Here is a 15,096-nt window from a genome sequence, read left to right as displayed (position 1 = left end):
TTTTTTTAGTTGAGTTTCTGTATAAGTGTAATAAATAAATAAATAAATAAATCAGATAGCTCATCCATACCAAGTATTGCGATAATATCTTGCAGTGATTTATAAGTTTGCAATATACGTTTCACCTCAGAAGCTACCTTATAATGTTCTTCACCAATGATTTCAGCAGATAAAGACTGAGAAGTTGAATCAAGTGGATCAACAGCAGGGTATATTCCCATTTCAGCTATTTGCCTTGACAACACTGTGGTGGCATCAAGGTGAGAGAACGTAGTTGCTGGAGCTGGATCAGTTAAATCGTCCGCAGGAACATATATAGCTTGCACATAAGTAATAGAGCCAGAAGTTGTTGAAGCTATTCTTTCTTGCATTGCATATCAGTTGTAAGGGTTGGCTGATAATCAACAACTGACGGTATTCTTCCAAGTAAAGCAGAAATTTCAGAACCAGCTTGTGTAAATCTAAAGATATTATCCACAAAAAATAGAACATCTTGGTTTTCACGGTCACGAAAATACTCTGCCATAGTAAGTGCTGTTAAAGCAACTCTAGCCCTTGCTCCAGGAGGCTCATTCATCTGACCATAAACCAAAACAGCTTGAGATTTTTCATGCTCATTTATATTTATTACATTTGAAGTGATCATCTCGTGATAAAGATCGTTACCTTCACGCGTTCTCTCCCCTACCCCGGCAAACACAGAAAATCCTTTATGAGCTTTTGCTATATTATTAATGAATTCCATTATTAGGACTGTTTTACCAACACCGGCTCCACCAGATAAGCCAATTTTTCCTCCTTTAAGATAAGGTGCAAGAAGATCTATAACTTCTATTCCCGTAACTAAAACTTCTTCCTGTATTCTCTGTTGGGGAGCGAAACTATGGGATCAATTGGTTCACCCATAGAAGTGCCGAAACCTTCACCTCTTCGTGGTGCTCCCTAGAAACATTTTCTGCTGCATTATGGCTCTTTAAGAGTCGCACAGTCAATGGCTAAGAAAGGTTTAAGGCTTCTATCTATAACCTAGCAATAGGTTTTTCTCATTGGAAAGCGGAAGGGGTCTAGTCGGAAGGGGCTTTTCTTTTTAATAAAAGGAAGCATTTCTTTCCCTATTAGGTTCTCTTATATTTTAGTTTGCTTTTTAAAGCATTAAATATTTTAGGCAATTCACCTTCAAATTTTATATCAACAACTGCTTGAGTTACCTTAATCGCTCTACCTATATTCATCTCTTTATTTTTATCACCTAACACTATAATTCCATAAAAGAACTTCTAAAGAAAATAAATTTTATATTATTAATAGAAATTTTGCAACATTAAAACGCTTACTAGTTACGCTTCATTACAAACAACGCAAACGCATTTAATAGCCAAGTAATAATAAACAATACTAAACTAAGCGCATAAGCAGCAAGAGTTTGTACACTATTGAAATCCTGATCTCCGGTAAGTAATGTAGCGATCTGCACGGTAATGGTAGTAACTGAATTAAGAGGGTTAAAAGTCAAATTTGCGTTGATTCCCACAGCCATTAGCACAATCATTGTTTCACCTATCACTCTTGAAATTGACAACAAAATTGCACTTAAAATTGTAGGCATTGCATAAGGTATTGTTATATGCCATATAGTTTCCGCTGGAGTTGCACCAAGTGCCATGAAGCCATAACGCAAGCTTTTTGGAACAGATCTTATGGCATCTTCGAGTAAAGAAATAATAAAAGGAAGAATCATTATCCCAATCGATAAACCGGCAACTAAGGCACTTTCTGAGTGTATACTTAAACCAAAAAATTTAGCTACCTGCTTTATAAAGAAAGACAAAAACACAACCGCGAAATATCCATATACAACCGTAGGAATAGCAGACAAAACTTGCAAAGTTGTATTAACAATATAACGCACTTTCTCACTTGCATATTCACTAATATATATTGCAGAAAATAAACCAAGCGGAACGACAACTAACATTGCTATAATAGTTATAAGTAATGTACCAACTAAAAGCGGCGCTATACCAAAACATCCTATCTTCTCTTCATTGATAGTGACTACATTGTGGCCCCATTTCAAGCAAAACAAGAATTCTGAAATAGCTACTTTATTAAAAAAACTAATGGATTGAACAAAAATAGACAGCATTATAAATAAAGTGATAAAAAATGATATGGCCAAAGCCACAAATAACGAAAGTTTTATTATCTTATTTCTTTTATTTTTAAAGATAAAAGCAAGCATGAAAAAAAGTAACGCTATAGAAATAAAAGTTACAAAACAATTATTATAGAATACTAATAACCAAGTTAGCATCAATACACAACTAAGATATAGGTAAGATTTAACCTTATTTACTTCTTGAAACCTACTAAAACAAAATAAAAGGATTAGTAAGACAGGTATGACTATCACCGAATTCATTCTTCCATGCATCAAATTTTATTCTACGAAAATGTCATACAAGTTCACCATTATTTGACAATAAAGTAAAACAATTTAAAATAAATAATTATATTAATATAAAAACAATGAAGAGAACATTTCAACCAAAAAATTTGATAAGGAAGCGCAGACACGGATTTCGTTCACGTATGGCAACAAGAGCTGGAAGAAAAATCCTTAATAGGCGCCGTTCACTATGGTGTAACAAATTATGCGCATAGTAAGTATAAAAAAAAAGATTTTTCTTCTGCTTTCAAAAATAAGTTAGCACTCAACAGTCTTCTTTATCGTGGGCTTTATATATCACTGTACGCTATAAAAGAAAGAGAACCTGAAAAGTACATTCATACTATTAGAGTAGATCTGGCTATCAGTAAAAAAACCGGAAAAGCAGCAAAAAGAAATAAAATAAAAAGGCAACTACGAATGCTTGCTAAAATTAGCATTTTAAATATAAGTAATATAGGGCACTACTACATAATACTAATTCATAGGAACATTATGCAAGCAAGTTATAAAAACTTACAAAAAGATCTAACTATTTGCTTAAAAAAGATAAAATAAAAAAAATCTCAATTAAGGTATTTACAACTATATTTTTTATGATAATATAGGTAAAATTTTTAAAAATAGTTAATGGGTGTGGTGAATGGTAGAGCATATAAAAGAGGTAAATAACACAGGCTTTGGTCAGATGTATCAATTCTTATTTCTTCCTAAAGGAACAGGAACAGATTGGAGGTCAGGATTTCGCCAACAAGAAGAATTATTTAAAAAAGTGGGAGGTAATGTAATATTACCAGAAATCAGTAATTCTCCTTCAAAAGGGAACCAATTAGGGGAAGTAGGAACAATGCTAAATAATGTAGAAAATGACCAAGAACATATAAGAAAAAAAGATATCGTGGTTAAAGTAAAAACTTAAAGAATAGTAACAAAACAAGAAAGTTAAAATATAAGCATACCTACTGTCTAATTAACAAAGAAATTTTTATAAACTTGGCGGTGACCTACTCTCCCTTTTCAAGTACCATCAGCGCTAAAAAGTTTCACTTCCGAGTTCGAAATGAGATCGGGTGGTTCATTTTTGCTATAGCCACCAAGTCAATAAAAATTTCTAACTTAACAATTTTAACTTAATATTTAACACTGCATACACACATATAGAAAGCAAATAAATCAATCAGGCTATTAGTACTAGTTAGCTTCACATGTTACCATGCTTCCACACCTAGCCTATCAACGTGGTAGTCTTCCACGGCCTTAATTGGGAAATCTTTTTTTGAAGAGGGTTTCTTGCTTATATGCTTTCAGCAATTATCCCATCTATACATAGCCACCCAGCGATGCTATTGGCATAACAGCTGGCACACCAGAGGTATATCCATCTCGGTCCTCTCGTACTAGAGTCAGACCTTCTCAAATTTCCTTCACCCACGGCAGATAGAAACCGAACTGTCTCACGACGTTCTAAACCCAACTCACGTATCACTTTAATCGGCGAACAGCCGAACCCTTGGGACCTTCTTCAGCTCCAGGATGTGATGAGTCGACATCGAGGTGCCAAACGGTGTCGTCGCTATGAACGCTCGAACACCATCAGCCTGTTATCCCCGGCGTACCTTTTATCCGTTGAGCGATGACCCTTCCATACAGAATCACCGGATCACTATGACCGACTTTCGTCTCTGCTTGGCTTGTCAGCCTCGCAGTCAGGCAAGCTTATGCCATTACACTATCAAGCTGATTTCCGACCAGCTCTAGCTTACCTTCGCACGCCTCCGTTACTTTTTAGGAGGCGACCGCCCCAGTCAAACTACCCACCATACAATGTCCTAGCTCCAGATAATGAAACATAGTTAGATATCAAAAGTGTAAAGGGTAGTATCTCAAGGTTGACTCCATTATAGCTAGCGCCATAACTTCAAAGTCTCCCACCTATCCTGCACATCACACTTTTAATAGCAATGTAAAGCTATAGTAAAGGTGCACGGGGTCTCTTCGTCTAACCGCGGGTACCCCGCATCTGCACGGGGAATTCAATTTCGCTGAAGTGATGTTGGAGACAGTGGAGAAATCGTTACGCCATTCGTGCGGGTCGGAACTTACCCGACAAGGAATTTCGCTACCTTAGGACCGTCAGTGTTACGGCCGCCGTTTACTGGGGCTTCAATTCGGAGCTTGCACCCTTCCTATTAACCTTCCAGCACCGGGCAGGCGTCAGACCCTATACTTCCACTTACGTGTTTGCAGAGTCCTGTGTTTTTAGTAAACAGTCGCTACTCCCTATTTTGTGCCACCTACCCATAGTTGCCTAAAAGCAGGTTACCCTTCTTCCGAAGTTACAGGTATAATTTGCCGAGTTCCTTCAACATCATTCTTTCAACACCTTAGTATACTCTACTCATCCACCAGGGTCGGTTTGCGGTACGGCCTCATAAATATAAGTGCTATTTCCTGGAGCTTCTTTTAAGCACAGATCAATCCAATAAGACCTATACAAATACGAAACCCGTCACACTTAAGAGGTTTAGGAATATTAACCTAATTGCCATCGACTACTCCTTTACGGACTCGCCTTAGGAACCGACTAACCCTACGCAGATTAACTTAACGTAGGAACCCTTAGATTTTTGGTGAGAGTGTTTTTCACACTCTTTTACGCTACTTATGTCAGCATTCTCACTTCCGATATCTCCAGCAGTTTTCACAAACCACCTTCACAGACTTACGGAACGCTCCGCTACCGCGCCTATTGATCGAAATCAATAAGCACTCACATCTTCGGTATACAGCTTTAGCCCCGGTACATTTTCGGCGCAGAAAAACTTATTTAGACGAGTGAGCTGTTACGCTTTCTTTAAAGGATGGCTGCTTCCAAGCCAACCTCCTAGCTGTAATGGTTTTTCTACTTCCTTCCCCACTTAGCTGTAATTTTGGGACCTTAGATAGTGATCTGGGTTGTTTCCCTCTTCACCACGGACTTAGCGCCCGTAGTGTGCCTGCTGTATAATTAATTGTTGGTATTCGGAGTTTAGTTAGATTTGGTAAGACGGTGAATCCCCCTAGTCTATCCAGTGCCCTACCCCCAACAACATACATACAACGCTCTACCTAAATAGATTTCGCGGAGAACCAGCTATTTCCGAGTTTGATTGGCCTTTCACCCCTAATCACAACTCATCCAATAATGTTGCAACATTAACTGGTTCGATCCTCCAGCGTGTTTTACCACACCTTCAATCTGGTCATGACTAGATCACTTGGTTTCGGGTCTAATCCATAAAACTAAAACGCCCTATTCAGACTTGCTTTCGCTACGCCTACACCTAACGGCTTAAGCTTGCTTCATAGATTAACTCGCTGACCCATTATGCAAAAGGTACGCTGTCACTCTAAATATCAATAAATTGATATAGAGCTCCAACTGTTTGTAAGCACTTGATTTCAGATTCTATTTCACTCCCCTCCCGGGGTTCTTTTCACCTTTCCCTCACGGTACTTGTTCACTATCGGTCGTTAAGGAGTATTTAGGCTTGGAGGATGGTCCCCCCATATTCAAACAGGATTTTACGTGCCCCGCTTTACTCAAGGATTTAAAAACTTTCTACTTATACAGGACTATCACCTTCTATTGTTACTATTTCCAGAGTATTCTAATTCTTATTCTTAAATCACTAGCCTTTTCCGCTTTCGCTCGTCACTACTAACAGAATCTCGGTTGATTTCTTTTCCTTTGGCTACTTAGATATTTCAGTTCACCAAGTTTGCTTTACATACTTAGTACGTAATAACTAGCTAAACTAGTTGGGTTTCCCCATTCGGAAATCTGCGGATCAAAATTTGTTGACAATTCCCCACAGCTTATCGCAGCCTGCCACGTCCTTCATCGCCTCTTAACACCAAGGCATCCATCAAGTGCTCTTAATAATTTATTTATCCGACTATATGCAGAATATGCAGAGTTAAATATTATTAAAATTGAATTGAGATTAAATTAATCTCTACCATAAAACTTGTCAAACATCTAAAAACTAAATTAATCTTTCATATGTTATAACCTAATAAATAATATGTCAACGCCTTTTTGCACAAAACATTTACTTATATTATCAACAACAATATACTAGCAATCCTAAACAGCATAATCTGAGAAATATGTGGTAAGCTGATATATACAGTAAAAATTAATAAAAAAGATATTTTGTAAGATAAAATGTGTTAAAATCAATTGCCTAAAAATGATAATAAACATTCGGAGTATTTCTAACGTATGAAAAGTAATCTCTCTTTTATAAAAAACGTTGCTTTAAATTGTATGTCTAAGCTCATTGGCGTATTAAATATTAAGAAAGTAAAACACTTCATTGTGAATAAATATAATACTCTTCATAAAGAAATGACAGTGCTTCTTAAAAAATCTAAGAACCTGTTAAACACCAACATTGAAATCGGTTTATATCACTTTTATAAAGGTAGCATATCAGATGCAAAGTTACGATTTTGGTTAATTAGCATATTTTACCCCCATTTACCTATAGTCTGGTATAACATCGGAAGGTGTCATTTTGCGGTAGGGAATACTAACAAAGCTTATAGTTATTTAACAAGGACACTAAAATTAGATAATGACCACGAGGAGGCGTCTTACTATATAAAAAAAATGACAAACTCAGCGCTTATTACAGAATTGCCAAAAAACCTCATAAGACAATATTTTGATTACACAGGTGAATATTTTGTTGAGCATTGGTTGATTGCCAAACAATATAGAGGGCATGAACTTGTACACATGATAATTACAAAAATCTTCAACAACTCCACTTCTGAGCTCAATATACTTGACCTTGGTTGTGGGACTGGAATATGTGGTCATTTCTTAAAAATAAATAGTATTGGAAACCACATAACAGGAATTGACATTTCAAGTAGAATGCTAAATATCGCAAGAGGATGCTTTATAAAAGGTAAGCCTGTTTACAATGAATTAATACATATGGAAATGAAAGAGTTTCTTAAACAAGAGAAAAACCAGCAGTATGATGTAATTATCTTTGCTGAAGTGCTACATTATCTACATGACTTTCAAGAAGAATTGAAATTAGCAAAAAGATCTACGAGCAAAAAAGGAGTTATTGTATGTTTAATAAGAAGAAAGGAAGGTGAAGGTATTGACTTTGTAAATAAAGGAGACTATTTTCGTCACTCAGAAAGTTATGTTCAACATGTTGCAAAAGAAATAAATATGCAAATAAGTTATATGAGTTACTGTAAAGTATATGGCAGTCAGGTTGACGGTATCTTGTTTGCATTACAGCATCAACAAGAAAATCCGAAAAACCTAACTTAAAAATCGCTCAAAATGACTTTTAAGTATCTATATATAATAAAAGAATAAAAGGAATTTTATGAATAACATTACCATTAATTACGCAAAGGACAGCAAATTAACCGACTTTGGAAAAGCAGTTCTATCAGACAGGTATTTAATAGAAAATGAAAGTTATCAAGACCTCTTTGCACGTATTGCTAATTACTATTCTGATAATAAAGAACATTCGCAGCGTCTTTATGACTACATGAGCAACTTGTGGTTCATGCCTTCAACACCAATACTCAGCAATGGTGGCACTAAGAGAGGGTTACCTATCTCTTGCTTTCTTAATGAAACCGAAGACAGCTTGCAGGGAATAGTTGATCTATGGAATGAAAATGTTTGGCTTGCTGCACGTGGTGGTGGAATAGGTAGTTATTGGGGAAATTTACGCTCAATAGGCGAAAGCGTAAAGGGTAGCGGCAAAACATCAGGAATTGTTCCATTTATTGTAGTGCAAAATGCTCTAACACTTGCAATTAGTCAGGGATCCTTAAGGCGAGGAAGTTCAGCAGTTTATCTTCCTGTATCTCATCCGGAGATAGAAGAGTTTCTGGATTTACGCAAGCCAACAGGCGGTGACCCAAATCGCAAAGCGTTAAATATACATCATGCTGTAATAGTAACAGATAAATTTATGCAGGCTGTTGAGAATGATCAAGAATGGAATTTAATAAGCCCTCACAACAATAAGGTTATTTCAACTGTAAAAGCGCGGGATATATGGATCAAAATATTAACAGCAAGAGTTGAAACTGGAGAACCTTACATTATTTTCCTTGATGCAACAAATAACAATAAGCCAGAATCTTACAAAAAGCTCAACTTAGACATCAAGATGTCAAATCTATGCAGTGAAATAACTTTAACCACAGGTTATGATCACCTGAATAAGTCACGCACTGCTGTGTGTTGTCTATCATCCGTAAACCTTGAGTACTACGAAGAATGGAAAGACAATAAACTCTTCATAGAAGATATAATGCGCTTTCTTGATAATATATTGGAAGATTTCATAAATAAAGCACCGAATGAAATGCAGCGAGCAAAATATTCTGCAATAAGAGAACGCAGTATTGGTCTTGGTGTGATGGGCTTTCATTCATTTTTACAAAGCAAAATGGTTCCTTTTGAATCAGTAACAGCACAACAATGGAATAAAAAAATATTTAAATATTTACGCGAGCAAGCAGATATAGTTTCTAAAAAATTAGCAGAAGAAAAGGGAGCATGTTCTGATACCAAAGAAGTTGATCTAATGGAAAGGTTTACACACAAACTCGCTATTGCTCCTACTGCCTCGATCTCCATTATTGCAGGTAATACCTCCCCTGGAATAGAACCATACGCAGCAAACGTATTCATACAAAAGACACTTACAGGTTCATTTGTAGTGCGAAATAAATTCTTGCAAAAACTATTAGCAGAAAAAAATCAAGACAATGATAAAATATGGTCTTCAATTTCAACAAACGAGGGTTCCGTTCAGCATTTAGATTTTCTTAGTGAGCATGAAAAATTGACGTTTAAAACAGCGTACGAGCTCGACCAAAGATGGATTATAGAATATGCAAGTAATAGAACTTCGTATATTTGTCAATCTCAATCAGTAAATCTGTTCTTACCTGCCAACGTACATAAACGTTACTTGCACAAAATACACATGCTTGCTTGGAAAAAAGGATTGAAGAGCTTATATTACTGCAGATCACAATCAATGCAGAGAGCCGATAAGGTCTCGGATGACATATTCAAAAAAAGTGAAATATTGCAACAAAAAACAGATATTGACTACGATGAATGTCTGTCATGCCAATAGCGGCCTTACTCAGAAAAAGTAGATAGAAAGTTAAGCAAATGGGTAAATAGACTTCTTGCATAACCATATAACGCACTTTTATTGGGAATAGAAACGAAAAAACTTCCTTGACAAACTCCGCCAGCCCTCTTATCATAAAATTGAAGCTATTTATTTATCTTCTCTGTACGCGTTAAAGCTTTTAAACAGGTCTTGGTTTACTTACTCCATTATTTTCTTTATTATCAGATATCATTTTAAATAATATGGAGGAGCAAATTGTCAGCAATTGCCATTATTGATTTTGGTTCACAGTTTACACAGCTTATCGCAAGACAAGTAAGAGGAATGGGTGTTTATTGTGAGATATTTCCAAGCAACATCAGTTTTGAAACAATATCAAAATTCAATGGGTTTATTCTCTCTGGAGGACCACAATCTGTAAATGATGATTGTTCTGAAACAAGTAGAGTAGTACATGAAATTATAAAACTTAATGAGGCAACAAGCGTTCTTGGAATACTTGGAATATGCTATGGACAGCAATTCATTTGTCATTATTTTGGAGCAAAAGTAAAAGAGAGTTTCAAACAGGAGTTTGGTAGAACTAAAATCAAGATACTAAAAGAATCCCCCATTGTAAAGGATACCTGGGATGTTAATTCTGAAGTGGATGTATTAATGAACCATGCGGACAGTGTTGATACTATACCACAGGGATTTACTGTTATCGCATCAGGTGTGATAAATCAAACAATTGCAATGATTGTCAACGAACAGCGGAAGATTTACTGTACTCAGTTCCATCCTGAGGTTAAGCCCACAACAAATGGCAGTAAATTGCTCTCTAACTTCTTGGATATTGCAAATTGCAAAAGAGACTGGACAATGAAGTCGTTTATTGAGGAGCAAAAGGAAAAAATCAAAAATGTAGTAGGAGAGAAAAAAGTAATCGCTGCAGTAAGTGGTGGGGTTGATTCAAGCGTTGCAGCGGCTCTCACACATAAAGCTATAGGAAAACAATTGAACTGTATTTTTATCGATACTGGGTTGTTACGCAAGAACCAAATCATCGCTATGTTGAAAGAGATTCCGATAAATTACGTTGATAAATCAAATTTATTTTTGAGTAGGTTGAAGGGAATAACTGATCCAGAAGAAAAGCGAAAAATTATCGGTAACACTTTTATTGAAGTGTTTGAAGAAGAAGCAAAAAAAATAGGTGATGTGGATTTTTTGATGCAAGGTACCATCTACTCTGATGTAGTTGAGTCAGGGCATGCCTCAGACAACACTAGTACAATTAAGTCTCACCATAATGTTGGTGGGTTGCCAGAAAAGATGAATCTGAAGTTAGTGGAGCCTTTACGTTACCTCTTTAAAGATGAGGTAAGGCTACTTGGAAAAGAAATTGGGCTTTCAGACGAGATAATATTTCAACATCCATTTCCTGGACCCGGACTTGCAGTGAGGATTATAAGTGAAGTCGATAAAGAAAAGGTGCAAATATTGCAAGAAGTAGATGAAATATATATTAATACGATGAAAAATTACGATCTATATGGTAAGATATGGCAAGCTTTTGCTGTATTATTACCAATAAAAACTGTAGGCGTTATGGGAGATGGTCGTACGTATGGATATGTTTGTGCTTTAAGGGCTGTAACATCATCTGATGGTATGACAGCCGATGCATTTCCATTTGAAGATAAGGATCAACACTTGCTAGTATTTTGGGATTTTTTACGCAATGTTGGCAGTATAATTGTTAATAATGTTCCCGGAGTAAATAGAGTTGTTTATGATATCACTTCTAAACCACCCGCAACTATTGAGTGGGAGTAAATCAAAAAGATCCCGCTGCTTGTTAGCTGGATCTAGAGATACCGCGAATGAATCGCGGTATGACGGTTAATTTTCTTTATTTTGCTTATAATTTCCACAAGCAGTGCAAACATAAATGAAGAATACAAATATCCTTTTGGTAATTCTATATGAAATCCATGAAGTATGAGGTACACACCGACAAGTAAAACAAATAAAATGGCGATTATTTTTAACCCTGGGTTAGATTTGATTAACTGGGCGGTATAACTTGATAAAAACAGCATTGCTAGCATGGAAGATGTAAATGCTGTAGCAATTATTACCATGTTATAAGTTAGTGCTATAGCAGTTAATATCGAATCAACCGAAAAAACTAAATCTATTAATATAATTTGTAGCACAACTAAAAAAAATTTTGATTTAACGTTTGCTTTCTTTTTATTTTTCTTACATACAAAGATGTCATCCCGTAACTCCATAGAGCTCTTAACAATAAGGAATAATCCCCCTGCGATCATAAGTAAATCCCTTGCTGATGCAGTGTGAAATATAGGTTTTTGCATTGATAATATAGATGATGTAAAAAATAGTATTACAAAACGCATTAATAGTGCTAATCCAAGGCCCATAAGGCGCACTCTTTCTCTCAGCGCATTTGGTACCTTATCTATTGCTAGAGAAATAAAGATTAAATTGTCTACACTAAGTATAGTTTCAAGTAGTGTAAGTGTCAGTAAAGTCCAAGCATCAGTTAGCATTTTTGTTTCAAATTCGGTTCTTCTTACTCTACAATAGATGTGTAAAAATTAAGTGACTTCACTCAGAAGTTTTATAGCAGTTCTCCAGAAAAACAGGATATATAAAGTTCAGCAGCTTCTTCTATTTTCGTTTTGAGCAAAATCAATAATAAGAGAGTTTCTTATTTTCATGCACGCAAATAAGATAAAGCCTTATTTTCATTTTTGACTTTATTTGAAAATAATATATACTATAAAAATAGTGTGCTAGGTTGAATGAATGTATATTAAAGGATCACCATCAGGCAAAGTATTCGCTGGTTATCAGGCATTTATACCAAGCCCCTTGCCACCAAAATTTGGATGGGACAATGATTTAGTGAATAGTCTTTAAACCCTTGCTTTACTATAAGGAAAGTGGTTGAAAACTTAGGTGTCGTATTTACAACAGCCAAAAGAGCAATCGTAAAGCTTGAAGATTTAGGCGTCGTTTCACAAACTTCTCAAGGAAAGAGAGATCGGGTTTATTGTGCAACTGATATTTTGAATATTCTAGAAGAACCAACTAAGATTACAGAGAACTTCGATAGCACATTGTAGCTATTGTGATGAATAAATTCAGCAAACAGCAAGCTTAAAGAGTCTGATCCAATGGACATGCTGAACAAAAAGTAAGGAGCTCCTTTTGGAGGATTATATTAACTTATTAATTAATTGCTTGACTTTTAGCAGGATTTATTATATTATTTATTAATGAGTAATGCAATCAAACCAAGGAGGATAGCATGATAAATAATTTGGATTCAATAATTCTTGGAATAAAAGATGGTGAAAAGGCGATTGAAGATTTAAGGGTTGTTCTTAAAAAAAGAAAAGAAGAAGTTATTACTACACAGACATTTAATTACGCTTTACAATGCCCACAAACTACAAAGGAAGCGATAGTACACGAAATTCTGCTTCATTTTATACAAAATCCTGGCGAGCAATCACTAGAACAAGTAATACAATACTTAGATGGAGCAATACAACCTAGGATATATGACAAAAACAACCCAATAAGAAATCTAGATGAAGAATTTCGTACTCATATAAACTTTAAAGATGAAGAGGGAAATACATTACTACATCATGCAGTTATAGGTAATAAAACTGAAGAAATAACCACCCTGCTTGTTACATATAGTGCAAATCCTTTGATACAAAACGCGGATAATAAAGTTCCTTCAGATTTAGCTCAAGGAAAAACAAAAGAAGTGCTTATTAAAAGTATGAAAAAACAAGCTAATACGAAAAAAGAAAGCGCTATGGTAGGCAGTTTGGTGCCTGGCGTAATAATTGGTGGTTTTCTTGGTGTTGTACTTGGAGCTGGTGTGTGTGTTGCAGTAAGTCTTTCTGGTGGTATGATACTAGGTGTAATGATAGCATCTTCTCTTGTTGCTAGTATAGCTATTGGACTGGCCATGTATTTTTTGAGTCATGACTATGAAGAGGCTAAAGCGATAGAAAAAACTATTAGCACTGTTAGCTCTGAAATATCTGTTGATGATACAACTGTCGCAAATGGTAAAAAGGGGCCACAACTTACATAGAAAAAGCTATAGTATTTTTCAAACTAAATAATAAACCTTGTAATTAGGATATTCTGGATTCCAGCGTCACGCGCTGGAATGACAACTGCGTTTTTGTTTTTTTGTTCATCAAATACTCCTACTCTTTATGTCATCCAAGTGTTCTGACTACTTGGATCCAAGAAATTTAATTGTTTTAAATTTTCCCCTCTATACACCTATTTAAAATTTATGTTATTCACATGTGCAATATAATCTATAATAAACGTTTATCAATACAATATATTAAAAAATATTATGAGCTTCGTAAAAGAAAAAAACACCCCTGTGATGGAGCAGTATTTGAACCTGAAAGCTCAATACAAAGATCATCTGCTATTTTATAGGCTAGGAGATTTTTATGAATTGTTTTTCGATGATGCTATTAAAGCTGCGAAATTGCTGAATATAGTGCTCACTAAGAGAGGTAATTCGTGTGGGCAAGAAATACCAATGTGTGGAGTGCCAGCACACAGTAGTGAATCTTACCTGCACAAGCTAATAGATTTAGGATTCAAAGTAGCAATCTGTGATCAATTAGAAACTGCTGATGAAGCAAAAAAGAGGGGCTATAAATCCATAGTAAAACGTGATGTAGTGCGAGTTGTAACTCCAGGTACAATTATAGAAGATTCACTACTGGAGGATAAAAGCAATAATTATCTCGCATCCATAGTTGAACAAAATGACGAATATGCTATTAGTTGGCTTGAATTATCGACGGGAAAATTTTTTCACACTTTAACGAGTTTGAAAGCTCTAGATAGTGATTTATTGCGTATATCACCAAGAGAATTATTAATTTCTGAAAAATTCACTGAGGATGAAAAAATTAGATCGATTTTAAAAAATTATAAAATATTAATTACGCAACACGCACAGAGCTTTTTTGAGTATAGTAAATCTCACAGAACATTATGCGAGTTTTATAAAATCAGGGAACTTGGGAGTATAGGAAATTTCAGCAAAGTAGAAATCATGGCGTGTGGTGCACTGCTTGAATATGTCAGAGTAACGCAAAGGGGCTCCATTCCAAGGCTTGAATTCCCAAAAACCCATAAGCAACAAAATTTCATGCTTATTGATGCTTCAGCAAGGAGAAATCTTGAGTTGTTTTCAACTCAATTTGGTGAAAAGAAAGGTTCACTAATTTCAGTTATTGATCATACAGTTACAGCTTCTGGTGGACGCCTGCTCAAACAAATGCTCGCTTCACCCCTTGCTTGCTCCAAGGCAATCAATTTGAGGCTCAGCACCGCTCAATTTTTTGTAAATAATCATGATTCACGCAGAAAAATACGAGAGAT

The 15,096-nt window shown here is 35.6% G+C and carries 12 protein-coding genes, 2 rRNA genes and 1 pseudogene; 9 read left to right on the top strand and 6 right to left on the bottom strand.

Annotation, left to right across the window (positions count from 1 at the left end; all coding sequences use genetic code 11):
• Positions 1–50: 50 nt before the first annotated feature.
• From atpD to pstC, 3 genes and pseudogenes are all read right to left on the bottom strand, one after another.
• Positions 51–883: pseudogene (atpD, locus tag WGMM_RS00760) on the bottom strand (F0F1 ATP synthase subunit beta); the annotation flags it as partial.
• Positions 884–1,115: 232 nt separating this feature from the next.
• Positions 1,116–1,256 (bottom strand): hypothetical protein, encoded by a 141-nt coding sequence (locus WGMM_RS06355; protein WP_240991806.1) that lies wholly within the window; start codon positions 1,254–1,256, stop codon positions 1,116–1,118.
• Positions 1,257–1,333: 77 nt separating this feature from the next.
• Positions 1,334–2,422 carry a phosphate ABC transporter permease subunit PstC gene (gene pstC / locus WGMM_RS00755; RefSeq protein WP_038248503.1) on the bottom strand — a complete coding sequence of 363 codons (1,089 nt, stop codon included), beginning with the start codon at positions 2,420–2,422 and terminating at the stop codon, positions 1,334–1,336.
• Positions 2,423–2,529: 107 nt separating this feature from the next.
• On the opposite strand from pstC, the gene rpmH reads away from it, so the two are divergent.
• From rpmH to WGMM_RS00750, 3 genes are all read left to right on the top strand, one after another.
• Complete coding sequence (gene rpmH, locus WGMM_RS05470; RefSeq protein ID WP_081818049.1) at positions 2,530–2,664, top strand: 50S ribosomal protein L34; 135 nt, start codon at positions 2,530–2,532, stop codon at positions 2,662–2,664.
• A complete protein-coding gene (rnpA, locus tag WGMM_RS05465; protein WP_338062963.1) occupies positions 2,606–3,007 on the top strand; it encodes a ribonuclease P protein component in 402 nt (133 codons plus the stop codon). The genes rpmH and rnpA overlap by 59 nt, the downstream gene beginning before the upstream one ends.
• Before the next feature lie 85 nt (positions 3,008–3,092).
• On the top strand, positions 3,093–3,368 hold the full coding sequence (locus tag WGMM_RS00750; protein ID WP_038248498.1) for a hypothetical protein: 276 nt from the start codon (positions 3,093–3,095) through the stop codon (positions 3,366–3,368).
• A gap of 72 nt (positions 3,369–3,440) precedes the next feature.
• On the opposite strand, the gene rrf is transcribed toward WGMM_RS00750, so the two are convergent.
• Together rrf and WGMM_RS00740 are read right to left on the bottom strand one after the other, a co-directional pair.
• Positions 3,441–3,547 (bottom strand): 5S ribosomal RNA (gene rrf / locus WGMM_RS00745).
• 66 nt (positions 3,548–3,613) lie between these two features.
• A 23S ribosomal RNA gene (locus WGMM_RS00740) occupies positions 3,614–6,381 on the bottom strand.
• A gap of 335 nt (positions 6,382–6,716) precedes the next feature.
• On the opposite strand from WGMM_RS00740, the gene WGMM_RS00735 reads away from it, so the two are divergent.
• The 3 genes from WGMM_RS00735 to guaA all read left to right on the top strand — a co-directional run bounded on the left by WGMM_RS00735 (position 6,717) and on the right by guaA (position 11,460).
• Entirely contained in the window at positions 6,717–7,793 is a 1,077-nt protein-coding gene (locus WGMM_RS00735; protein ID WP_038248495.1) for a methyltransferase domain-containing protein, read from the top strand.
• 58 nt (positions 7,794–7,851) lie between these two features.
• A complete protein-coding gene (locus WGMM_RS00730) occupies positions 7,852–9,636 on the top strand; it encodes a ribonucleoside-diphosphate reductase subunit alpha (RefSeq protein ID WP_038248494.1) in 1,785 nt (594 codons plus the stop codon).
• A 258-nt stretch (positions 9,637–9,894) separates the two neighbouring features.
• Positions 9,895–11,460, top strand: coding sequence for a glutamine-hydrolyzing GMP synthase (gene guaA / locus WGMM_RS00725; RefSeq protein WP_038248491.1), 1,566 nt, complete (start codon positions 9,895–9,897; stop codon positions 11,458–11,460).
• A 32-nt stretch (positions 11,461–11,492) separates the two neighbouring features.
• Here guaA and WGMM_RS00720 read toward each other — a convergent pair whose 3' ends face one another.
• Positions 11,493–12,200: a TerC family protein gene (locus tag WGMM_RS00720; RefSeq protein WP_038248490.1), complete on the bottom strand. Its 708-nt coding sequence runs from the start codon at positions 12,198–12,200 to the stop codon at positions 11,493–11,495.
• 396 nt (positions 12,201–12,596) lie between these two features.
• Here WGMM_RS00720 and WGMM_RS00715 point away from each other — a divergent pair, with 396 nt between their 5' ends.
• The 3 genes from WGMM_RS00715 to WGMM_RS00705 form a co-directional block, all read left to right on the top strand.
• The gene (locus WGMM_RS00715; RefSeq protein ID WP_038248487.1) at positions 12,597–12,779 is read left to right on the top strand and encodes a hypothetical protein; all 183 of its coding nucleotides are present in this window, start codon (positions 12,597–12,599) and stop codon (positions 12,777–12,779) included.
• Between the two features lie 185 nt (positions 12,780–12,964).
• A complete protein-coding gene (locus WGMM_RS00710; protein ID WP_038248484.1) occupies positions 12,965–13,771 on the top strand; it encodes an ankyrin repeat domain-containing protein in 807 nt (268 codons plus the stop codon).
• Between the two features lie 276 nt (positions 13,772–14,047).
• On the top strand, positions 14,048–15,096 hold a 1,049-nt coding region (locus tag WGMM_RS00705; protein ID WP_038248501.1), incomplete at its 3' end, for a MutS N-terminal domain-containing protein.

Source organism: Wolbachia endosymbiont of Glossina morsitans morsitans (assembly GCF_000689175.1).
GTDB lineage: Bacteria > Pseudomonadota > Alphaproteobacteria > Rickettsiales > Anaplasmataceae > Wolbachia > Wolbachia pipientis.
Note: the sequence above shows the minus strand (reverse complement) of the source record. Positions and strands in the feature narration are given on the sequence as shown.

What these genes read in the sequence shown, in the direction of transcription:
- pstC (WP_038248503.1), bottom strand. Translation starts at nt 2,422, where the DNA reads ATGAATTCGGTGATAGTCATACCTGTCTTACTAATCCTTTTATTTTGT.
- rpmH (WP_081818049.1), top strand. Translation starts at nt 2,530, where the DNA reads ATGAAGAGAACATTTCAACCAAAAAATTTGATAAGGAAGCGCAGACAC.
- WGMM_RS00750 (WP_038248498.1), top strand. Translation starts at nt 3,093, where the DNA reads ATGGTAGAGCATATAAAAGAGGTAAATAACACAGGCTTTGGTCAGATG.
- WGMM_RS00735 (WP_038248495.1), top strand. Translation starts at nt 6,717, where the DNA reads ATGAAAAGTAATCTCTCTTTTATAAAAAACGTTGCTTTAAATTGTATG.
- WGMM_RS00730 (WP_038248494.1), top strand. Translation starts at nt 7,852, where the DNA reads ATGAATAACATTACCATTAATTACGCAAAGGACAGCAAATTAACCGAC.
- WGMM_RS00720 (WP_038248490.1), bottom strand. Translation starts at nt 12,200, where the DNA reads ATGCTAACTGATGCTTGGACTTTACTGACACTTACACTACTTGAAACT.
- WGMM_RS00710 (WP_038248484.1), top strand. Translation starts at nt 12,965, where the DNA reads ATGATAAATAATTTGGATTCAATAATTCTTGGAATAAAAGATGGTGAA.